This window comes from Herbaspirillum sp. LeCh32-8 (assembly GCF_017814915.1).
GTDB lineage: Bacteria > Pseudomonadota > Gammaproteobacteria > Burkholderiales > Burkholderiaceae_D > Herbaspirillum.
In genome coordinates, this window is record NZ_JAGIPZ010000006.1 from 108655 (window position 1) to 130837 (window position 22183).

The window sequence follows — 22183 nt, forward strand, 5'->3', positions numbered from 1 at the left end:
AAGGGACCGTCGTTTTATATGGCGAATCGAGAAGCTCGTTTTAATATTTGGCGCATAGTAGCCGAGTCGTACCATTCCTACAATACGTATAAGTACCGTATTGGTCAGCGCCCTGAAAATTTAGTTTCAGCGCCCGGAAAGCACGTGGGAAGCGACTTTCTCGGCGATCATGACGGTCGGCGAATTGGTGTTGCCCGAGGTGATGGACGGCATCACCGAGGCGTCCGCCACCCGCAGTCCCCGGATCCCGCGCACGCGGCATTGCGAGTCCACCACGGCCAGCGCGTCGTCGTCCCGCCCCATGCGGCAAGTGCCCACAGGATGGAAAATCGTCGTCCCCACTTCGCCGGCGGCGCGGTGCAGGTCTTCCTCGGTCTCGTAATGCAGGCCCGGCTTGAATTCTTCCGGTCGATATTTGGCCAGCGCAGGCGCGGCGGCGATGCGTCGCGTCAGCCGCAGCGAGTCGGCCGCCACCCTCAGATCTTCTTGCGTGGCGAGATAATTGGTCGTGATCTTCGGTGCCAGCGCGTGATCCACGGATGCGAGCCGCACGTGCCCGCGCGAGGTCGGCCGCAGGTTGCATACGCTGGCGGTGAAGGCCGGGAAGGCATGCAGCGGATCGCCGAATTTCTCCAGCGACAGCGGCTGCACGTGATACTCCAGGTTGGCGCTGGCCTGCGACGGATCGGACTTGGCAAACGCGCCCAGCTGCGACGGCGCCATCGACATCGGCCCGCTCTGCCGGAACATGTATTCCAGCCCGATCATCGCCTTGCCCAGCAAAGTCGACGCCATGGCATTGAGCGTCTTGGCGCCGGTGACCTTGAACGCGGTGCGGATCTGCAGGTGATCCTGCAGGTTTTCACCGACCCCGTCCAGCGCATGCTGCAGCGGGATCTGGTGCTGCTGCAGCAACGACGGCGCGCCCACGCCCGACAACTGCAGGATGTGCGGCGAGCCGATCGCACCGGCCGCCAGAATAGTCTCGTGCTTCGATTCGGCAAACCATTCGCTGCCGCCGCCGGTGAACTCGACGCCGGTGCACACCGGGCCGTCGGCGCCCTCGCTAAAGCGCAGCTTCTTCACGTGCGCGCCGGTCATGATCTCCAGGTTGCCGTTCTTCATCGCCGGCCGCAGGAAGGCCTTGGATGCATTCCAGCGAATGCCGCGCTTCTGGTTGACGTCGAAGTAACCACAGCCTTCGTTGTCGCCGCGATTGAAATCGTCGACCTTGGGAATGCCGTTCTGCGCCGCCGCCTCGCGGAAGGCATCCAGGATGTCCCAGCGCAGGCGTTGTTTTTCCACGCGCCACTCGCCGCCGGCACCATGGAATTCGTCGCTGCCGAGATGATAGTCCTCGCTCTTCCTGAACAAGGGCAGCACGTTGTTCCAGCGCCAGCTGTCGTCGCCGGTGACCTGCGCCCACTCATCGTAATCGCGCGCCTGACCGCGCATGTAGATCATGCCGTTGATCGACGAGCAACCGCCCAACACCTTGCCGCGCGGGTAAATCAGGCTGCGTCCGTTCAGGCCGGGATCGGCCTCGGTGCGAAACATCCAGTCGGTGCGCGGATTGTTGATGCAGTAGAGATAGCCGACCGGAATGTGAATCCAGATGTAGTCGTCCTTAGCGCCGGCCTCCAGCAGCAGCACCTTCACGCCGCGCTGTTGGGAAAGACGGTTGGCCAGCACGCAGCCGGCGGTGCCGGCGCCGATGATGATGTAGTCGTATTGCCCTGCCGATTGCATGGTGTCTCCGTTTTTTATTTGTCGTTCTTGTAGGCTGCGCTGCTAGCCAAACCCGCGCCGTCATCAATGCGTGATCGACGATGAAAAACACAGGCGCGCAACATCGGCCGCCGTCGCAAATTTCCCGAGACGACGGCGCGATGTCACGTTGCCGCTGTAGATTTACTTCGCCACCGGCATGGTGAATTCCGCCCCCTTGCCGATGGTCGCCGACCAGCGCTGCATGATGGACTTGTAGCGCGTATAGAAGCGGATGCCTTCTTCGCCGTAGGCATGCGTATCGCCGAACAGCGAACGCTTCCAGCCGCCGAAGGAATGCCAGGCCATGGGCACCGGAATCGGTACGTTGATGCCCACCATGCCGACCTGGATGCGACGCGAGAATTCATGCGCGGTATTACCGTCGGCGGTGAACAGCGATACGCCGTTGCCGTACTCGTGCGCGTTGATCAGTTGCACCGCCGAGGCGAAGTCGGGCACGCGTACCACGCACAGCACCGGACCGAAGATTTCTTCCTGGTAGATCTTCATGTCGGTGGTGACGTTATCGAACAGCGTGCCGCCGATGAAGAAACCGTTCTCATGACCCGACACCTTCAGGCCGCGGCCGTCGACCAGCAATTTTGCGCCGGCATCGACGCCGCTCTGGATGTAGCCCTCGACCTTGGCCTTGTGCGCGGCGGTCACCAGCGGGCCCATCTCGGCGTCGTCCTCCATGCCGTTTTTCACCTTCAGCGCCTTGACGCGCGGAATCAGCGCTTCGACCAGCTTGTCAGCCACGCTGCCTACCGCCACCGCCACCGAGATCGCCATGCAGCGCTCGCCGGCGGAGCCATAGGCGGCGCCGATCAGGGCATCCACCGCCTGGTCCAGGTTGGCGTCCGGCATCACCACCAGATGGTTCTTGGCGCCGCCCAGGGCCTGCGCGCGCAGCGGGTAAGTACCGGCCCGCTCGGTGGCCTTGCGGTAGATGTATTCGGCAATCGGGGTAGAGCCGACGAAGGACACCGCCTGCACCTCGGGATGCTCCAGCAGCGCGTCGACCGCCACCTTGTCGCCTTGCACCACGTTGAACACGCCGTCAGGCAGGCCGGCGCGCTTGAACAGCTCGGCCAGCATCAGCGAGGGCGAGGGATCGCGCTCGGACGGCTTGAGCACGAAACTGTTGCCGGTGGCGATCGCAATGGGCGCCATCCACAGCGGCACCATCACCGGGAAGTTGAACGGGGTGATGCCGGCGGTCACGCCCAGCGGCTGGCGCAGGTTCCAGTTGTCGATACCGCCGCCGATGTTGTCGGTGAACTGCGTCTTCAGCAGCTGCGGAATGCCGGTGGCGAACTCGACGATCTCCAGGCCGCGCGTGACCTCCCCTTTCGCATCCGAAAACACCTTGCCGTGCTCCAGCGTGATGGCCTTGGCCAAGGCGTCGTGGTTCTGCTCGATCAGCTCCTTGAACTTGAACAGCACGCGCGCGCGCTTCAACGGCGCAGTCTCGGCCCAGGCCGGCGCAGCGGCGGCCGCGGCGGCAACAGCAGCGTTGACCTCATCGACCGAGGCCAGCGAGACCTTGGCGGTCGGGCTGCCGGTGGCGGGATTGAACACGTCCTGGCTGCGGCCGCTCTCGGAACGCGACAGCTTGCCGTTGATGAAATGGTCGATGTGCGGAAGGCTCATAAGTATTCCTTTGGTTATTTCTGTAAGACCGGGCCGGATCCGTCTCCTGATCCTGGGGGCCCGGCGATGGAGATGCGGGGCGATGCCGAAGCTGCATCACATGAATGCAGGTCAAACCGGACCCGCCAAGAATAGCCCTCTGCCGGTTCGCCATCCAATGAGTTTTCATCAACAGCAACATAAGAGTTGCTTATAATTCATTGAATGGACCAGGTTCTCCACAATCAACCCACAGCTTATCCACCCAGATATACACGAGATATCCAGTGCTTATTCACAGCCTAGGATTGGAATAAATAAAAGAATTTAACGACCGTTGACGATGGATATTACCCAATTACGCGCTTTTGTCACCGTCGCCCGTGAAGGCAACCTGACTCGGGCAGCCGAGAAGCTGCACGTCAGTCAACCTGCAGTCAGCCTGCAGATCAAGGCCCTGCAGGAGAGCCTGGACTTGCAGTTATTCACACGCGTGGCCGGCGGCATGGTGCTGACCGTACGGGGCAACAAGCTGCTGCCGCTGGCGGAAAGGGTGCTGGGAGACGTCCAAGAGCTGCGGCGCCATGCCGCCGCCCTGCAGGCCAGCGCAACCCACCTGTCGGGCTCGCTGGGCATCGGCACCATCCTCGATCCGGAATTCATCCGCCTGGGCGCCTTCCTCAAGCTGCTGGTCGAACGCCATCCCAGGCTGTCGACCAAACTCTCGCATCACATGTCCGGCTCGGTGCTCAACGAGATCCGCGAAGGCCGGCTGGATGTCGGCTTTTTCTTGGGCGATCCCGGCAAGGGCTTTCATGCATTGAGCCTGACGCCCTTCACCTACAACGTGATCGCCCCGGCCGGCTGGAAGAACCGGGTCTCAGGCAAAGGCTGGAAAGAGCTCTCGCGCCTGCCCTGGATCTGGACCCCGCCGGAATCCGCCCACCACCGCCTGCTGTCCAAGGTATTTGCCGAACACAAGGTGCAGCCGGACACCGTGGCCCTGGTCGACCAGGAATCCTCCATGCTGGACCTGGTGAAATCCGGCGTCGGCCTGTCGCTGGCGCGCGAATCTATCGCGTTGAGCCAGGCGCACGCCCACGGGCTGGTCATTGCCGATGCAGTGTCGCTGTCCACCGAACTCAGTTTCATTACCCTGGAGAAACGTCAGAACGAAGACGCCGTCAAGGCAGTGTTCCAGGTCCTGCAAGAGGTGTGGATAAATTGAAGCGCGGTGTTTCAGGATCAGCAGTTGCTGCTTGAACAGCCAGGCGTTTCAAGTTTCACCGTCCTTGTTGCCGAACCTTAAAGGACTTGGGTACCAGCGCTGTTGCCGGTCAAGTCCGTTTTCCTTTGCCTTCGGTGTTTTTCGATGCCGGGTTTTCTGTTTGTCCGCTTTTTTGAGTTGTCCACGCTGTTCCGCGGTTTCTGTTCTTTAAGTTAAAGAGATATATATAAAGATAGTAGTAATGGTTAACGTCGCAAACTTCTGTGGATAAGTCAGTTAACCCAAAAAGAATCAGTCATTTACGTTCAGAACAAACGCTTGGTAAGCTTCTGGATTCCTGAAGAACAAATCGGGGACAATTTTTCGCCTGTGGGTAAGTTGACCCGGATATACCCAATCCACACACGCGCTATACAAAGACTTATCCACAGCCGCTGAAAATTATTTCCAAAACTGCATGAAAATGGCATTTCGCCCTTGCCCATGAGCGCTACTCCCCCCTTCACCATCCTGGTTCAGCCATCGGGTTTGCGTTTTGAACAACGTCCGGGGCTTTCCCTGCTGCAATCGGCGCTGGCCCAGATGGTCCGCCTGCCCAATTCTTGCCGAAACGGCACCTGCCGCACTTGCATGTGCAAGCTCAGCGCCGGTACGGTGGACTACCAGATCGAATGGCCGGGACTGACCCGTGAGGAGAAGGAGGAAGGATGGATCCTGCCCTGCGTGGCAGAGGCGCGTTCGGACCTCGTGATCGAGGCGCCGGATGCGATGGACCTCAAGACTTAAGTTCTGCACAGCCGTTTTGACGGCGAACTTGATTTTGCTTGTTGATAAAGCGAACACTTGTCCTGTGGTTCGTCTTTTTCTTTGCTGCAGAACAGTTTTTTATCGAAGCTTCTACGCGCAGCGTCCGTTTGCGCCTGAAGTTTCGGGTTTCTCGTCTTTTAGAATAAGTTATATATATAAATAGTAGGTAATGGTTAACACCCCCGGGTTTCTGTGGATAACTTGGTTTACCCAAAAAAAATCAGTCGCTTGCGAAAAGGATAAGCGCTTGGCAAAGCTTGTATGAGGCAAGAACAGTTTTTGAATAAAAATTCGAAGGTGGATAACTTTTCCACTTGTCCCCAAACGCTGAAAAAGTTATCCAGACCTTTATCCACAGGCTGAGCTGCGCAGACGGTTTTTCGTGGTCTGCCGGGCAATTTTCCGGAATACCGAATTTTTGGCTGTTCCCGCCCGTTTTTTCTCTGTTTTTCCCATCCTGCAGGCTGATGGACAAGCAATTTCGCGTGTTTTCCACCCGAACGGGGCGGCACCGCAATCGCATGCGATAAAAAAACCGCGGCCAAAAATGACAAGGCCGGGAGAGTTATCCCCCGGCCTCGCATGGTTAAAACGCCAATTTCTTTCGTGCCTATTTTTGAGGCGCAACTTTTCCACCGGCATTTTTCGCCGGCCGCTTTCCTGGCGGCGGCGCTTGCGGTTGCTTCTTCACTTCTTCCAGCAGATTGGCGCAATCGGCCTTTTGCTCGCCGTCGACATTGATCAGCGGCAGGATCGCCGTCACCGGCGCCAGCAGGCCCAGCGCCACTGCTCCTCCCGCACGCAGCGCCAGCACGCCGGCGTTGACGCCCACGTCGGGGTTCTTGAAGCTACCCTTCACGTACAGCGGCGAGCGCAGCGAGATGATGCGCAGACCCTTGCTCTTGGGATGCACGTTCAGGTCCAGCTTCTCCTGCTTCATGTCCACCGTGCCGTCCACCACGATCAAGGCGTCTTCGGTATCCAGCAGCAGGGTCTTGGCCTGCATCACCCCGTTATTCACAGGCAGGTCGCCGGCCAGGCAATTGAGCTTGACCTCACGGTCGCCGAACATCTTGCTCAGCACCACGTTACCCACATTCAATCCGGCCGCTTCCAGCAGGAACTTGCTGATCGCCCCCTGGCTCACCAGCGTCTTCACCTCGCCGTTGGACGAACCCAGCATCGCCGCCACCGAGTTGCCGGTGGCCGAGAGCTTGGCATCGCCGTTGATCTCGCCGAAGCTGGTCTGCGACGAGGCCAGTTCCGGGTACAGCTGCTGGATCTTCAGACGCCGCGCCGACATCTTGATGTCGGACTTCATCTGCGCATCCTGCCCGTTCAAGCGGATGGACGAGTTCAGCTGGCCACCGGCCACGCCGAAGTTCAGCGGATCCAGCGTCAGCACCTTGTCCTTCAGGATCAGGTGCGCCTGCAGGTCGCTGATGGGCAAGTCCTTCTGCTTCAGGATGCGCTTGGCCACCAGCTTGACGTCGGCGTCCAGCGCGCCCCAGGCATCGGTGCTGAAGGGTTTGACCGGTAACACCTTGTCCGACGGCTGGCGCTCGGTGGCGCCGCGGTTGGCTTTCTCTTCATTGGAGTCGGCCCCGATCAGCGGCGCCAAGTCGTCGAAGCGCAGCAGGTTGGACGTGATCGCGCCGTCCAGCCGCGGCCGCGTGCCGGCGGTGTTGTAGAACAGGCTGCCGCCGATGTCGCTGCTGCCGACCTTGCCGGTGAACTCTTCATAGCTCCATTCGCTGTGCTGGGCGTCGATCTTGCCCACAAGGTGCCCCTCGGTGGCGAACGGCGGCGTTTCCGGCAGCAGCACGCCGGTCAGCGGATACAGGTTGCCCATGCTGGCGCCGGAGACCGACAGCCGCAGGTCCAGCGCGGCCAGCTCGGCCGGTTTGGTCAGCGTGCCGCGCACGCCGATGGCAGTCTTGCCGACCTTCACATTGGCCTGCAGCGGATAGGGCTGCTGTTGGTCCTGCAGCGACAGCACGCCGCCGGCCTTGCCCTCGCCGCCGACCGGCGCGCCGTTGAAGCTGCCCTTGAGCTTCCAGCCCAGGCCGTAGACCTTTTCCTTGTCCGGATCGAGGGTGTCGATCTCGGCCTTGATATCGATCTTTTGCGTGGCGTCATTCAGCGCCAGTTTGCCCTCGCGCAGGATCAGCCGGCCCAGCTTCAGGTTCCACGTCGAGGGACCGTCGTCGCTGCTCTTGAAGGTCCAGTTATTCACAAGCTGCTTGTTGCGCAGCAGGGAGACGTCGGGGTTACGGATCTCCAGCGTCGGCACCGAAATATCGTGCACCAGCAAGGGCACCGGGTTGAGCGTGAAGGTGATCTGCTTGATGGTGGCCATCTGCCCCGACTGGCGGAACGCCTCAGGATTGGCCAGCGTGATGTCCTCAGCCTGCAGGCGCGGCCATGGCACCCAGCGCGACCAGCCGGTCACCGGCGGCGTAGTGGGCTCGGCGCGCTGCCATTTGAGGGAGAGGTTGCCGTTGATGGCGAACTCGCGCCCGATCGATTCCGAAACGCGATGGTTGATCCAGGGTTTGGCCCGGTTCCAGTCGAAGGTGAGGATGAAGATGATCGCGGCGGCGATCACGAGGACGAGGCTGGCGAGTAGCCACAGGCTTATTTTTAGTGGACGCGGCATAGGTTCGGTCTTCCCGTGAGGGTTGATCAACATGCGCCGATGCCGCGGCCGCCGACTGGTGTCGGTGCGGGCACAGCCGGCCGCCCCTGTCTCACGGGGGCGGTTGGACTACTGCCGGATGTTTATGCCTGCGTGCGCCGCATCAGCGCTTCATGTTGATACGACCGAATTCGTCGTGAGTTGTTGCAGAAAGGTGGGCGCGCAGCCATTTGTGGGCCGGATTGCGGGCGTCGCGCTCGTGCCACAGCATGTCCACATGCTCTTCCGGCGTCTGGAACGGCAGCTCCTTGACCACCAGCACATCGGCCATGCCGGTGGCCGCCACCAGGTGGCGCGGCAGCACGGTCAGCAGTTCCGAGCTGGCGACGATGCGCCCGGCCGTGAAGAACTGGTTCACCGTCAGCAGGATCTTGCGTTCGCGGTTCATGCCCGCCAGCACGTCGTCGATCACCGCGTGTGGTTTGCCAGACAGACTCACCAGCAGGTGGTCGGCCGCGCAGTAGGTGTCCAGTGTCAGCGGTTGTCCGGCCAGCGGGTGGTTCTTGTTCATCACGCACACGTATTGGCCGGTGTACAGGCGGGCGTGGCTGATCTGGGTCTTGGCCATGCCCTGGCCGTCGGCCAGTTGCGCGGTCACGCCCGGGAAAAATCCCACCGCCAGGTCGATGTCGCCGCGCAGCAGCATGGCGCGCGGGTCGCGGGTGGTCAGCGGCATCATGCGGATCTTGATGCGTGGGGCGTCGCGCATGATGGTGCGCACCAGCGAAGGCAGCCACAGCGCCGCGGTGGCGTCCACCATCGCCATGCGGAAGGTGTTCTGGGCGCGAGAGATGTCGAAGCTTTCCGGCGCGATCACCGCTTCCAGTTCCGACAGCGCGCGGCGCACGGTCGGCCACAGCTCCTCGGCGCGCGGCGTCGGCTTGACGCCGTGGGCGGTGCGGATCACCAGGTCGTCGTTGAGCGTGTCGCGCAGGCGGCGTAGCGCATTGGAGACAGCCGGCTGGGTCATCGCCAGCAAGTTGGCCGCGCGCGTCAGATTTTGTTCGGTCATCACCGCGTCGAATACGCGCAGCAGGTTCAGGTCCAAGGTGAGAAAGCTCATAGGGCGGGCCTTTGCGGCTGAAAGTGGATCGCGAATAAATTCACAAGATAGCTATTCACGAATTATATAACTGATATCCGAAAAGGAAATTGGTCAAACAAATGTGAGTTCACTACACTGCAATGCAACATAACACACATCGTCAAGGATCGAATCATGACTACCATCGCACAAAGCACCAACACCACGTTCAAGAGCAAGTTCGCCGCCGTGATGCGCAACATCTTCATCCACTTCGTGAAGGCCCACGAGCTGCAAGCCGTTGCTCTGGTCGCCGCCGAGCAGGATCGCGTCGCCGGTTCGCGCCAGCTGAAGAACATGGCCGACAAGTTCGAAGCGACCCAGCCGAACCTGGCCGCCGAACTGCGTTTCATCGCTTCCCGCGGTTAATTCGCGACGCTGCCTGACAGCGATCGGCCGGCGACTTGAGGCGCCGGCAGTTGGCAGGAAGGCAAGCAGTACAGGATTCAAGTTTTACCGGTTGCGCGCCATCGCTGCGCAACATCGCGGAAGGCCCAACCGGCCGCCGCACTGGTAGTAGGGATTTCGGTTGTTCCGGCGCGTACGGCGCTTGTGTTGACGCTGATTCGATCAACGCGTCAGGACACCGATCCGTTGTCTCCTCCTCCCTCTTTAGGAAGGATTAACCCCGTAGGCTCAGCCTGCGGGGTTTTTTTTCGTCCCGCGATGTGTTCCGGCGCCCGCTTGCGAGTGGCCTGTCGCGGCCGAGGACGGGCCTGCGAACAGGGCCGGAGAGCGGACGCCTGCTACATCGGCATTGTGGGTGATATTCACCGGTCAATGGGGAAATGACGAAATGTCGTTGTTTTTTCACGGCAGGCCAGGCGCCCGGCCCGCCGCCCTCGCAAAACTGACGGCGGGCACCATCGCGCCAGGCCACGTCCGGCAAGACTTTCCGGACATCGGCGGGACAGCCGCCTCAATTCTCACAGACTCATTCACAAACGGTATATCTGATATGACAACTCTAAAGTAGTCATACCAGCCTCATCGGCCCATACTGCGACGCAACAACAGTGACATTGAACGCCGCGCAAGAGATCGCGGCAGACTTATCAAAGGTAGAAATATCATGTCGTTCCTGAACTTGGCCTTTCCCGCAGAAACCGCGATTCCTTTCGCGCAGACGCTGATCGGCATGCTGGCCGCCTACATGCGCCCGGCCCTGGGCCTGGGAGCGCTGGTCACCTTCCTGATGGTGTTCAAGCCGCTGCTGCGCGGTCTGGCGCAAGCCGCCGTATTGCTGGTCAAGCCGCGCAAGTCGCTGGAGCAACGCATCCTGGCGCACAAGTTCAGCGGCAAGCGCATGCTCAACCGCATGGCCAACGAATACAGCATGACCCAACCGAATTTCGCCGCCGAACTGCGCAACATGGCCGCCCGCGACTGAACGTCGCCCCATGAGCAGTGCGAGGCCGACCGGCTTCTAGTCGTAGTCTTGAGTAGCAAAGTTTTGTAGTACGTACTGTGTCTCCTCCTCCCTCTTTAGGAAGGATTAGCCCCGCAAGCGCAAGCTCGCGGGGCTTTTTTTATCTGCGCGCAAGATCCGGCGTTGCGCGCGCCGGCAATCGTGATAACGTTGGCCTCCCCGCAACATTCACGCCACGCCTCACGCGTAAGACCATCATGTGCCAGCTCCTTGGGATGAACTGCAACACCCCGACCGATATCGTCTTCAGCTTTACCGGTTTCGCCACGCGCGGAGGGCTCACTGACCACCACAGCGACGGCTGGGGCATCGCCTTCTTCGAGGGCTCGGGGGTGCGTACCTTCGTTGACCACCAGGCCGCGGTCGAGTCGCCGGTGGCCGAGCTGATCAAGCACTATCCGATCAAGTCGCAGCATGTCATCGCCCATATCCGCAAGGCCACCCAGGGCCGCGTCACGCTGGCCAACTGCCATCCCTTTGTGCGCGAGCTGTGGGGCCGCTACTGGGTGTTTGCTCACAACGGCGACCTGAAGAATTTCACGCCCGAGCTGGATGGCCCGTTCCGCCCGGTCGGCACCACCGACAGCGAACTGGCCTTCTGCTACATCCTGCAGGAGATCCGCAAGCGCTTCGGCGACCAGTTGCCGCTCCTGGCCGACCTGCGCGCGGCGCTGCGCGAGATAACCGACTTCATCGCCGGCCACGGCACCTTCAACATGCTGCTCTCGGACGGTTCGGCGCTCTACACCCACTGTTCCACCAACCTCTATTACATCGTGCGCCAGCACCCGTTTGCGACCGCCAAGCTGTCCGACGATGACCTTTCGGTCGACTTCGCCGAGGTCACCACCGTCAATGACCGCGTGGCCGTCATCGTCACCCAGCCGCTGACCGATAACGAGGTGTGGACGCAATACCAGCCGGGCGAGCTCAAGGTCTTCGTCGACGGCGCGGTGGTCGAGTAAGAAGAGATTTGCGCCGGAGTAACACCGGCCATTGTCCGGCGCCAACGTCCAAACCAGATTTTCAACAAGTTTTGTGAGGCAAAAACCGCCTAAAAGAGAAATAAAGGGGACATAGCCATGGGGTGTCCCCTGAATCGGCACCACAGTTACAAAAAACACTGTCCCCATAAAAAATATTGCTCCTGAGGCAATCAAAACACTCTGTCCCCCTGTGATGCCCGCCCCGCAGCGCTTGTCGGAGGGGTAATGTGCATAAGTTGCGTTTCCCGCCTGTGGATATGATTTTTTACTCTGGCAATTTGCTTCGCCGCCTGTGGATAACTTGCGTCGACCAAGGTAAAATGCGTCCCTCGTTTGTGCCCGCCAAGCCCGATCCGCTACCCGACGACCTGGCTTCCCGGGATATCCGCTACGGATCCGGGCCCGTTCCGGCGGCACCGCACCTTATTCATACAAGAAAGCTTCATGGAAAATTTCTGGCAGAGCTGCTCCACCACGCTCGAGCATGAACTGACGCCGCAGCAATACAGCGCCTGGATCAAGCCGCTGATCCCGCTGGACTACGAAGAAGGTCTGCTGCGCATCGCCGCGCCCAATCGTTTCAAGCTGGATTGGGTGAAGGCTCAGTTCGCCAATCGCATCACGGTGCTGGCCAGCGAATACTGGGAAGCGCCGACCGAAGTTCAGTTCGTGCTCGACCCGCGCATCGGCCAGGCGCGTCGCGCCGCCAGCGCCCAGCCCTCCGCCACCGACGGCGGCGGCGCTTCCGGCCTGGGCCTGCCCACGCACGAGCAGCTGCACCTCGACCCGGCGCCGGCCGCCACCCCGGTGCGCGCCGTCGCGCCGCGCCAGGAACAGTCGCGCATCAACCCGGTGCTGACCTTCGACAACCTGGTCACCGGTAAGGCCAACCAGCTGGCGCGCGCCGCCGCTACGCAGGTCGCCAACAACCCCGGCACTTCGTACAACCCGCTGTTCCTGTACGGCGGCGTCGGCCTGGGTAAAACCCACATCATCCACGCCATCGGCAACCAGGTGCTTGTGGATAACCCCGGCGCCAAGATTCGCTACATTCACGCCGAGCAATACGTGCGCGACGTGGTGACGGCCTACCAGCGCAAGGGCTTCGACGACTTCAAGCGTTACTACCACTCGCTGGACCTGCTGCTGATCGACGATATTCAATTCTTCGGCGGCAAGAGCCGCACCCAGGAAGAGTTCTTCTACGCCTTCGAAGCGCTGATCGCGGCCAAGAAACAGATCATCATCACCAGTGATACCTACCCCAAGGAAATCAGCGGCATGGACGACCGCCTGATCTCCCGCTTCGACTCCGGCCTGACGGTGGCCATCGAACCGCCCGAACTGGAAATGCGCGTGGCCATCCTGATGAAGAAGGCCGCCGCCGAAGACGTGGTGCTGTCCGACGACGTTGCCTTCTTCGTCGGCAAGCACTTGCGCTCCAACGTGCGCGAGCTGGAAGGCGCGCTGCGCAAGATTCTGGCGTACTCCCGCTTCCACAACCGTGACATCACCATCGACGTCGTCAAGGAAGCGTTGAAGGACCTGCTGTCGGTGCAGAACCGCCAGATCTCGGTGGAAAACATCCAGAAGACCGTGGCCGACTTCTTTAACATCAAGGTCGCCGACATGTACTCCAAGAAGCGCCCGGCCAACATTGCCCGCCCGCGTCAGATCGCCATGTACCTGGCCAAGGAGCTGACGCAGAAGAGCCTGCCGGAGATCGGCGACCTGTTCGGCGGGCGCGACCACACCACCGTGCTGCACGCGGTGCGCAAGATCGCCGCCGACCGCGCCAAGAGCCCGGAGTGCAACCACGAGCTGCACGTGCTGGAGCAGACCCTGAAAGGATGATCGCCGGGCCCCGCTTGTGGATAAAAACAAACTTTTCCACAAGCGACCAAACGTCGTCAGTCGCACCGAATGCCGCCCGCGTGAAAACGGGGCGGCATTTTCTTTGGCCGGCTGATTTATTCACAGCGAATGTGAACGCATTGTCGGTTTTCGCTGTGGACAAGTGAACCCCTAGAAACACGCCGGGTGGCGGCTGCGGTGTGGGAAAGATTTATCCACATTGCAAAAAAAAGCGGCTTCCCTCAGGCATGAGCGACCGCGTGGAAAGCTGCGCCAGACAAGGGGGACAGAGTTATCCCCAGACGTACAAAGCGGAGCAAATTTCAGCCCGGAATCATCTTGTCCACACCTGATCTTTAAGGATGAAGAAGTCGCGGATTCACTGTCGCCTGTGGAAAAGTGGAAATGGCATGCGCGACTGCCGAGGCAAATACTATCCACATGTGCAAATCGCAACATTCGGACCTACGACAGCCGATTTTTATCCACACAGCGAGCCCGAACAGTATTCGTAAATCTTATCCACAGAAAACCCCAAAAAAAATTTTTCGCGATTGCCTGACAAGCAGGCAATCGGGCGAAACACATCCCGGTCAGGACTCTTCATCTGCTCAACATCGCCGTGTGCCAAGTATTGTTGCGCGCGCCGGCCATCTTATTCACAGGCTGTTTGCGGAAGCACGCCTGACGACCGATGGCGCGGATCTTGTGAAGAAAAATCGCCGGCCTTCGGCCGGCTACATACGGATCCACTACGCACCGCCGCCGATACTCGGATACTCCCTTATCCACATCGCTTTCCCGTCCAAGCCGTCGCTTGTGGACAAGCCCTCCGGTAAACCGCGCCTGCGGCGGGCTCATCAACGATGCACAACCGGCGCTTTGCTGAACAGCGCAACTTGTTCACACCCGTACAAGAATTGTTGCGCCAGCCGATATTGTCAATCTGACTACATGCCCCCGCCAACGCCGCACGCATCGCCCGGCAACATCGTCATTCCTGCGCCGCCTCCACGGTCCCGGCGCAGCAGCAGCGGGCAATGCCGGCCGCCGCCTTATCCACACGCTGGGCGCGTCCCGCCGCCACCTGAAGATTGCTCGTAAAAGCAGCATCCGCCCGCCATCAATTTCATGCCCAAAACCCCCTCTTCCTGCCTCTGCGGTCTACTCGGAAAGGGGGATGATTGGTACAATGTCAGACGATATTTCGCCGGCGGACGCAAGGGCCGCCCACAGAGCAGAAAATCCGCGAGGTATTAAGGAAACTTCGGAGAAAATCTCTTTAAAAACGAGTATTTACCTCCAAATGTTCGTAAGGTGTGGCCAGTGCAGCGTCTCGCACCGGATCGTTGAATAACCAGCAACAATCCACCGCGATCAACATGCCGGCTTCGTCGGAACGGGTTTTCGGACCGGCGATGGCCGGCCATGCGAATGCAGGAGCGTTGCGTATTCAGGCAGGTTCCGGCTGCATGCAGCTGTTTTTTCAACTGAGGAGGAACACGCGCGACATTCGCATGACCGGACGCCCGCCAATGGCATCCCCATGAGCTCCTTTAATGACCACAACTAGCAAGGACAAACAGACTATGCAATTGGTTAAAACCCAACGAGACACGCTCCTGCGTCCTCTGCAGATCGTGAGCGGTATTGTCGAGCGTCGGCACACGTTGCCGATTCTGGCCAATATCCTCATCCGCAAGGACGGCGAGAAGGTCTCCTTCCTGTCCACCGACATCGAAGTGCAGATCACCACGCACGCCGAAGTCGGTTCCGGCAGCGAAGCCGTCGCCACCACCGTGGCTGCGCGCAAGCTGCTCGACATCCTGCGCGCCCTGCCTGACTCCGGCGATGTATCGATCTCCCTGTCCAACAAGCGCATGACGGTGCAGTCCGGCAAGTCGCGCTTCGCGCTGCAGACCCTGGCCGCCGAGGAATTCCCGACCGTGGCCCAGGCCGAGCAATACAACGCCCAGGTCAACCTGCCGCAAAAGACCCTGAAGCACCTGTTCAACATGGTCCACTTCGCCATGGCCCAGCAGGACATCCGTTACTACCTGAACGGCCTGCTGCTGGTGGTCGAGGGCAAGAACGTGATCGCGGTCGCTACCGACGGCCACCGTCTGGCCTTCTGCCAGGTCGAGACCGAGCAGGACTTCCCGCGCCAGGAAGTCATCATCCCGCGCAAGACCATCATCGAACTGCAACGCCTGCTCGATGAAAGCGACGATGAAGTCAAACTCGAAATCGCCAACAACCAGGTCAAGCTGACCTTCGCCGACATCGAGCTGATCTCCAAGCTGGTGGAGGGCAAGTTCCCCGACTACACCCGCGTGGTGCCCAAGGGTTACAAGAACGGCTTCACCATCGGCCGCGAGCAGCTGCTGCGTTCGCTGCAGCGCGCAGCGATCATGACCAGCGACAAGTTCAAGGGCGTGCGCTGGGTGATCGCCCCGGGCAGCCTGAAGATCAGCTCCACCAACGCCGACCAGGAAGAAGCGGTTGAAGAACTGGAAATCGACTACGGCGGCGACACCGTCGACATCGGTTTCAACGTCAGCTACCTGCTCGACGTGCTCAACAACCTGAAGAACGACTACGTCAACATCGCCCTGGGCGATGCCAACTCGTCGGCCCTGGTCACCATCCCGGACAACGCCGACTTCAAATACGTCGTCATGCCGATGCGCATCTAAGCAGTCGCGCTTCAAGCCAACGAGGGGCCCTCCACGAGGGCCCCTCAGTCGCTTTTAAGATTTCCGTTTTTTGCAGCTCACTAGTCGTCAGGCTAGCTTTTTCAGAAGGTAACCATGTCCTCCAGCCCCGCAGACAACACCAATACCGCGCAACAAAGCTACGGCGCCTCCTCCATCCAGATCCTGGAAGGCCTGGAAGCGGTGCGCAAGCGTCCCGGCATGTACATTGGCGACACCTCTGACGGCACCGGCCTGCACCACCTCGTGTTCGAAGTGCTGGACAACTCCATCGACGAAGCGCTCGCCGGCTATTGCAGCGAGATCCACGTCACCATCCACGCCGACAACTCGATCTCCATCACCGACAACGGCCGCGGCATCCCCACCGGCCTGAAGATGGACGACAAGCACGAACCCAAGCGCTCCGCCGCCGAGATCGTGATGACCGAGCTGCACGCCGGCGGCAAGTTCGACCAGAACTCCTACAAGGTCTCCGGCGGCCTGCACGGCGTGGGCGTGTCCTGCGTGAACGCACTGTCCAAGAAGCTGCTGCTGACCATCCGCCGCGACGGCAAGGTGCACTCCATGGAGTTCGCCAAGGGCGTGGTGCAAAACCGTGAGCTGGAAACCATCGACGGCATCCAGGTCTCCCCGATCAAGGTCATCGGCGAGTCCGACAAGAAGGGTACCGAGGTGCACTTCTGGGCCGACGAAGAAATCTTCACCCACGTCGAGTTCCACTACGAGATCCTCGCCAAGCGCATCCGCGAACTCTCGTTCCTGAACAACGGCGTGCACATCAAGCTGACCGACCAGCGCACCGGCAAGGAAGAAAACTTCGCCTTCGAAGGCGGCACCCGCGGCTTCGTTGAATACATCAACAAGAACAAGAGCGTGCTCAACCCGACCATCTTCCAGGCCACCGGCGAGAAGCAGTCGGATCAGGGCACCACCATCTCTGTGGACGTCTCCATGCAATGGAACGACGCCTACAACGAGCAGGTGCTCTGTTTCACCAACAACATCCCGCAGCGCGACGGCGGCACCCACCTGACCGGCCTGCGCGCGGCGATGACCCGCGTCATCAACAAGTACATCGAAGAAAACGACCTGGCCAAGAAGGCCAAGGTCGAAGTCTCTGGCGACGACATGCGCGAAGGCCTGACCTGCGTGCTGTCGGTGAAGGTGCCCGAGCCCAAGTTCTCCTCGCAGACCAAGGACAAGCTGGTATCAAGCGAAGTGCGCGGCCCGGTGGAAGAAATCGTCGCCAAGACCCTGACCGATTTCCTCGCCGAAAAACCCAACGACGCCAAGATCATCTGCGGCAAGATCGTCGAAGCCGCGCGTGCGCGCGAAGCCGCCCGCAAGGCGCGCGAACTGACGCGCCGCAAGGGCGTGATGGACGGCCTGGGTTTGTCCTCCAAGCTGGCCGACTGCCAGGAACGCGACCCGGCCCTGTGCGAGCTCTACATCGTCGAGGGTGACTCCGCAGGCGGCTCCGCCAAGCAAGGCCGCGACCGTAAGTTCCAGGCCATCCTGCCGCTGCGCGGCAAGGTGCTGAACGTGGAGAAGGCGCGCTTCGAGAAGATGCTCTCCTCCGAGCAGATCACCACGCTGATCGCCACGCTGGGCACCAGCATCGGCGCCGACGAATTCAACCCTGACAAGCTGCGCTACCACCGCATCATCATCATGACCGATGCGGACGTCGACGGCGCCCACATCCGTACCCTGCTGCTGACCCTCTTCTACCGCCAGATGCCGGCGCTGGTCGAGCGCGGCCACATCTACATCGCCCAGCCGCCGCTGTACAAGGTCAAGGCCGGCAAGGACGAGCGCTACCTGAAGGACGACGTCGAAGAAGCGCAGTACATGATGCAGATCGCCCTGAACGACGCTGAACTGAAGCCGGCCGAAGACGCCGCCGGCATCAGCGGCGACGCCCTGGTCGAACTGGCTCGCCAGTACAACACCGCCAACGCCATCATCATGCGCCTCACCCGCGCCATCGACGTGGCAGCGCTGGACGCCATCATGACCGGCGGCGTCAACCTGCAGCTGGACAACCTGGCCCAGGCCGAAGCCAGCGCGGTCGAACTGACCAAGGCCATCAACGATCCCACCGTGCAAGTCGTCGCCAAGCTGGACGAACTCTCCGAGAAGGTCGCTCTGCACATCCAGCGCCGCCACCACGGCAACATCAAGGCCACCGTGATCGACGCCGACTTCGCCGCCGGCCCCGACTACCAGGTCCTGAACACCGCAGCCCAGACCTTCAAGGGCCTGATCCGCAAGGGCGCCACCATCGCCCGCGGCACCGGCGAAAAGCGCAAGGAATCCGCCATCGTCGACTTCCGCCAAGCCATGGCCTGGCTACGCGACGAAGCCGAACGCGGCGTCAACAAGCAACGCTACAAAGGCCTGGGCGAGATGAACCCCGAGCAGCTGTGGGAAACCACCATGGACCCCACCGTACGTCGTTTGCTGAAGGTGCAGATTGAAGATGCGATTGCCGCGGATCAGATCTTCATGACGCTGATGGGCGATGACGTTGAGCCGCGTCGGGCGTTTATTGAATCTAATGCGCTGCAGGCGGGGAATATTGATGTTTGATGCTTCAATGTCACCTGATTTGGCTTGAGCGCAAAGATTCACGTACAGGCCTCCTCGATTGAGGAGGCCTAATTTATACTTTCACAATCTGATTTAGCAGAGAATCAAACTCTAAATCAGGAGTGCCAACTCGACCGTAATATCGAACGAATCGACTTTGTATCGACTCCGCAAACGGGGAGTCTAACGTGGCAACTCGCTTATAGTGGACGTCCCCGTGAATTTCAGTGACTGAGATTTGCCTCAGGTTCTGAAAATCTATTACCAAATCCGGCAAGAAGCTAGTCCCCGGCAAGAATTTATACCTATCTGGTTGTATTCCTTTTCCTTGTCGTCTGTCCGCAAGCAACGAGCGTAGATTTGCTCTCAATGCCTTTTCCTTTTCGGCCAATTTGTTTCCTACAAACTCTTGATGTTCGGTTGCATCAGACAACGGAAAGCACTCCGCCAGAAGCGCCTTCTCAGCCTTATCTTGCGCAAAATCACACGCTGGATTCAAGACAATAAAAAATTTCTCATTGCCATTGGACTGATGTTGGACCAAATCGCAAAATGTCAAAGTGTTGCCAATCGGAGGCCAAATATAAAGCTCGATCGGATGAGCAATTTCATGGTGGGAATCGTGAGCTGGATTGAAAAATTCTCTGATTGTGTCTCCGGCCAAAGCATTCGAAAGTCGTCGGGCTAGCAAAAAAGCAAATTCATGTTGTACCTGGTTAAGATTTACCTGCGTCGACTCATTCTCAATGTGATCCCACAAATATTGTCTTTGATGTTCTTGGATATGGCGCAAAAGCGATGGCAACTTTGTTTCGTATATTTCTTTAACTGCTTGTCGCAAAGCGTGAGCATCTCCTTTTGAGACAACTTTCACAAATGGACTTTCGAGATGCGCAATCTTGTGTGCGTATCCGGTGTAGAACACCACCGGTGTGAAATGGCTTAGTCGCAATTGCTGAAGGATACGTTCACCACCGTAGGATGTGTCCGAATTTTCGAGGTCCGTGACATCATCTTTAAGATCCAGTACCAAAACGTCAAAACGAGATATCGCAATTTGCTTTAGAGCCACATCGAAACTAGCAATTTGGGTGCATTCGATCTCTCCGTCAATTCCGCTTTTACGGTTCGAAATCAGTTCCGACGTAGTCGATGCTTGTTCTGCATCGTCATCTACCACCAACGCGTTCCATTTCATTCTTCTTAGACCCTCTTCCTTAAAGTAATTTTAAAAGTGGCACCTGTCTCGCGGCCATCATCTATCAATTCAAGTGCTCCCTCGTAGTAGTCACGAATAATTTCCCCCGAGACTGACAATCCAAGACCTGTTCCATCGGAGCGTGTGGAAAAATACGGTTCAAAAATATCCTCTCTCATGTTTTCAGAAACGCCTGGCCCTGTATCTGAAAAAATGATCTCTACAGCACCTTCAATGGTCCTCTCTACGAATGTACTTATTGCTCGGGACTTTGCTGGAACTGTTGATAACCAGTAGATGCTGTTCTGAATCAGGTTGACGAATACTTCTTGTAGTTCTGCTGGGTCAACGGTCACCCATGTTTCCGTGGAGGGTGCATGAACTTGGATATGGTGTTTATTTATGTCGGCAGAAAAAATCTCGAAAGATGTCCTGACGACACTTTCTAGTGTGATTTTGGTAGGACGGCCGCGTTTGCGACCGCCAAAGGGCTCAACTCTTTTAAATACGCCGTGGAGGACTTCTGCCTGCGCCGAAATCTTGACGGTTCGCGTATGTATTTGCTTTAGGACTGGAGACGTTGAGAATCCAGAAATTTCCTCAAGGTCTTCTTTTGCCAGTAACGCTTCTGCGGCGATTTTTGAAAGCGGCTGGCGACCATTGTGTAGAACCGTATCAACAAGCTGACCGAGTGTGACGAGGCCTTGGTATCTAGAAACGGTGGTTTTAATGACATCGAGTTGCTTTGCCATTCCTTGTTCCACTTCACCGAGAAGAGCTTGCGCTATCTTGTCCTCGGGGCGGCTGCTGTTGAGATATTCGTTTAGTTTTGAAAAGTCTGGGGGCGTGAAGATACCTTGCTGCTTGTCAGGATCATTTGGATTTCCTGCCTTGCGATCTCCTCTCCGAGATTTTCGGCGTGTAACCTCAATCCGCGAAATCAGATTAATCATGATGTCGCTCAGATCCTGTAATGCTTGATTCTCCCTCAAGCCTTCTCTATTGGATTGATCTTTAAGATTGGGATTCCCATCAGACGTAAGGGCGATATATCCGAGAATTTGGTTATTAGAAAGCCGCAGGGAGGGATTTTGCACTCGCCGCAAATCGAGCCGTAGCCAGTCGTTGCGAGGCTCTCCATATGGTAAAACCCGGAAACCATCTCGATAGATGTTAATGCCGGCATGCGAATCTAAATCTCTTCTTACATCGCGAAGTGTGCTTTGCGCGGCTTGAATAATTCCTCCAAGATCGTCTCGATCCCAAATCCTCAGCTCTACGTCGATTGGTCCACAATCGGGTATTCGCATGCCCTCAACGAATCTTTCCCCGTCGCTATCAATCATTTGCCACCCACTTGAACTGAGCTGGAATTTTCCCTTATGTTTGCTCACGTCTCCCGTGGAGGTCACGAAGCATTCGATATCGTATTCTCCGTTGCCGTTAACCTTTCCTCTAAGCCGATAGTGAGGATGGTTTACTACATCGGGAGCCGAAATTGTCGAAGTAAAACGTTCAAAACCGTCTGGAGCTTCAACTCGTATGTGAAAATTATCGATGGATGCAAAAGGGGAAATTAGCCTAGACAATGCTTGCTGGAGCTGCGTAAAGCTGCTGTCATTCCAGTCGCTCTTCAATTTATTCAAGCGCAGAATGGTCCCATTATCTTGAGACAAGAAAAGCGAGTTCAGCGAACTGTTTGTTCTTGCCTGGCTTTCTGACAGAACTTCCACTTCATCTAAGAACTTTTCATCATCATCAAATTGTGTCCAATCAACATATACGTAGGCCTGATCTGCCTGATTGCGTTGTCGACTAAAAACCTCTGATTCCGCAGAGAGTCTCGCTGCAGCAAATCTTCCAATTCCCTTTTCGCCCAGTACCCTTCGACCTAAATTCAAACTTCTCTTTCTTACGCTTTTTGTCGGGGTGGCAAGTTCTAGCCAAGCAGTTTGCACTGTCTCAATGCTCATGCCGTTTCCATCGTCAATGACCTCAATCGACCCCATCCCTTTTTCTACAGGAGCATGAAATCGGATAACGACGTTCTGGGCATCAGCATCGTAGGAGTTTTTCACGAGCTCGATTATCGCCACACTATCGCTGCTAATTAGTTCTTCACCAATAGTCCTCATAAGTCGGGCCCTGGGTCTAAACGTACTAGTCGTCATAGTCTCTCAATAGGAAT

General features: G+C 58.3%; 15 protein-coding genes. 8 read left to right on the forward strand and 7 right to left on the reverse strand.

The window, feature by feature from the left end; translation table 11 throughout:
* Positions 1-126: 126 nt before the first annotated feature.
* Entirely contained in the window at positions 127-1749 is a 1623-nt protein-coding gene (locus J8I26_RS12715) for a GMC family oxidoreductase N-terminal domain-containing protein (RefSeq protein WP_209607481.1), read from the reverse strand.
* Positions 1750-1911: 162 nt separating this feature from the next.
* A complete protein-coding gene (locus J8I26_RS12720; RefSeq protein ID WP_209607482.1) occupies positions 1912-3423 on the reverse strand; it encodes a CoA-acylating methylmalonate-semialdehyde dehydrogenase in 1512 nt (503 codons plus the stop codon).
* A gap of 322 nt (positions 3424-3745) precedes the next feature.
* Between J8I26_RS12720 and J8I26_RS12725 the strand changes: the two genes are divergently transcribed.
* Together J8I26_RS12725 and J8I26_RS12730 are read left to right on the forward strand one after the other, a co-directional pair.
* Positions 3746-4630, forward strand: a complete 885-nt coding sequence (locus J8I26_RS12725) for a LysR family transcriptional regulator (protein ID WP_209607483.1) — start codon at positions 3746-3748, stop codon at positions 4628-4630.
* 483 nt (positions 4631-5113) lie between these two features.
* Positions 5114-5416 (forward strand): 2Fe-2S iron-sulfur cluster-binding protein, encoded by a 303-nt coding sequence (locus J8I26_RS12730; RefSeq protein ID WP_209607484.1) that lies wholly within the window; start codon positions 5114-5116, stop codon positions 5414-5416.
* Positions 5417-5657: 241 nt separating this feature from the next.
* On the opposite strand, the gene J8I26_RS12735 is transcribed toward J8I26_RS12730, so the two are convergent.
* The 3 genes from J8I26_RS12735 to J8I26_RS12745 form a co-directional block, all read right to left on the reverse strand.
* Positions 5658-5912, reverse strand: coding sequence for a hypothetical protein (locus J8I26_RS12735; RefSeq protein WP_209607485.1), 255 nt, complete (start codon positions 5910-5912; stop codon positions 5658-5660).
* Between the two features lie 135 nt (positions 5913-6047).
* Positions 6048-8096 (reverse strand): AsmA family protein, encoded by a 2049-nt coding sequence (locus tag J8I26_RS12740; protein ID WP_209607486.1) that lies wholly within the window; start codon positions 8094-8096, stop codon positions 6048-6050.
* Between the two features lie 142 nt (positions 8097-8238).
* Positions 8239-9198, reverse strand: coding sequence for a LysR family transcriptional regulator (locus J8I26_RS12745; RefSeq protein ID WP_079217408.1), 960 nt, complete (start codon positions 9196-9198; stop codon positions 8239-8241).
* 156 nt (positions 9199-9354) lie between these two features.
* Between J8I26_RS12745 and J8I26_RS12750 the strand changes: the two genes are divergently transcribed.
* From J8I26_RS12750 to gyrB, 6 genes are all read left to right on the forward strand, one after another.
* A complete protein-coding gene (locus tag J8I26_RS12750; protein WP_209607487.1) occupies positions 9355-9588 on the forward strand; it encodes a hypothetical protein in 234 nt (77 codons plus the stop codon).
* 703 nt (positions 9589-10291) lie between these two features.
* Entirely contained in the window at positions 10292-10609 is a 318-nt protein-coding gene (locus tag J8I26_RS12755) for a hypothetical protein (RefSeq protein ID WP_209607488.1), read from the forward strand.
* A 236-nt stretch (positions 10610-10845) separates the two neighbouring features.
* On the forward strand, positions 10846-11613 hold the full coding sequence (locus J8I26_RS12760; protein ID WP_209607489.1) for a class II glutamine amidotransferase: 768 nt from the start codon (positions 10846-10848) through the stop codon (positions 11611-11613).
* 465 nt (positions 11614-12078) lie between these two features.
* A complete protein-coding gene (gene dnaA, locus J8I26_RS12765; protein WP_209607490.1) occupies positions 12079-13488 on the forward strand; it encodes a chromosomal replication initiator protein DnaA in 1410 nt (469 codons plus the stop codon).
* A 1589-nt stretch (positions 13489-15077) separates the two neighbouring features.
* Positions 15078-16184 (forward strand): DNA polymerase III subunit beta, encoded by a 1107-nt coding sequence (dnaN, locus tag J8I26_RS12770; RefSeq protein WP_209607491.1) that lies wholly within the window; start codon positions 15078-15080, stop codon positions 16182-16184.
* A gap of 114 nt (positions 16185-16298) precedes the next feature.
* Positions 16299-18797 (forward strand): DNA topoisomerase (ATP-hydrolyzing) subunit B, encoded by a 2499-nt coding sequence (gene gyrB / locus J8I26_RS12775; protein ID WP_209607492.1) that lies wholly within the window; start codon positions 16299-16301, stop codon positions 18795-18797.
* Positions 18798-18870: 73 nt separating this feature from the next.
* Here the strand turns inward: gyrB and J8I26_RS12780 are convergent, their stop codons facing one another.
* On the reverse strand, positions 18871-19995 hold the full coding sequence (locus tag J8I26_RS12780) for a hypothetical protein (RefSeq protein ID WP_209607493.1): 1125 nt from the start codon (positions 19993-19995) through the stop codon (positions 18871-18873).
* Positions 19996-20000: 5 nt separating this feature from the next.
* Positions 20001-22166 carry an ATP-binding protein gene (locus J8I26_RS12785; protein WP_348635318.1) on the reverse strand — a complete coding sequence of 722 codons (2166 nt, stop codon included), beginning with the start codon at positions 22164-22166 and terminating at the stop codon, positions 20001-20003.
* Positions 22167-22183 lie beyond the last annotated feature (17 nt).

Bases quoted from the DNA above. Each gene is read 5' to 3' on its own strand.
- J8I26_RS12730 (WP_209607484.1), top strand. From the start codon at position 5,114: ATGAGCGCTACTCCCCCCTTCACCATCCTGGTTCAGCCATCGGGTTTG.
- J8I26_RS12750 (WP_209607487.1), top strand. From the start codon at position 9,355: ATGACTACCATCGCACAAAGCACCAACACCACGTTCAAGAGCAAGTTC.
- J8I26_RS12755 (WP_209607488.1), top strand. From the start codon at position 10,292: ATGTCGTTCCTGAACTTGGCCTTTCCCGCAGAAACCGCGATTCCTTTC.
- dnaA (WP_209607490.1), top strand. From the start codon at position 12,079: ATGGAAAATTTCTGGCAGAGCTGCTCCACCACGCTCGAGCATGAACTG.
- J8I26_RS12760 (WP_209607489.1), top strand. From the start codon at position 10,846: ATGTGCCAGCTCCTTGGGATGAACTGCAACACCCCGACCGATATCGTC.
- J8I26_RS12785 (WP_348635318.1), bottom strand. From the start codon at position 22,166: ATGACGACTAGTACGTTTAGACCCAGGGCCCGACTTATGAGGACTATT.
- J8I26_RS12745 (WP_079217408.1), bottom strand. From the start codon at position 9,198: ATGAGCTTTCTCACCTTGGACCTGAACCTGCTGCGCGTATTCGACGCG.
- J8I26_RS12740 (WP_209607486.1), bottom strand. From the start codon at position 8,096: ATGCCGCGTCCACTAAAAATAAGCCTGTGGCTACTCGCCAGCCTCGTC.
- J8I26_RS12720 (WP_209607482.1), bottom strand. From the start codon at position 3,423: ATGAGCCTTCCGCACATCGACCATTTCATCAACGGCAAGCTGTCGCGT.
- gyrB (WP_209607492.1), top strand. From the start codon at position 16,299: ATGTCCTCCAGCCCCGCAGACAACACCAATACCGCGCAACAAAGCTAC.
- J8I26_RS12780 (WP_209607493.1), bottom strand. From the start codon at position 19,995: ATGAAATGGAACGCGTTGGTGGTAGATGACGATGCAGAACAAGCATCG.
- J8I26_RS12725 (WP_209607483.1), top strand. From the start codon at position 3,746: ATGGATATTACCCAATTACGCGCTTTTGTCACCGTCGCCCGTGAAGGC.
- J8I26_RS12715 (WP_209607481.1), bottom strand. From the start codon at position 1,749: ATGCAATCGGCAGGGCAATACGACTACATCATCATCGGCGCCGGCACC.
- dnaN (WP_209607491.1), top strand. From the start codon at position 15,078: ATGCAATTGGTTAAAACCCAACGAGACACGCTCCTGCGTCCTCTGCAG.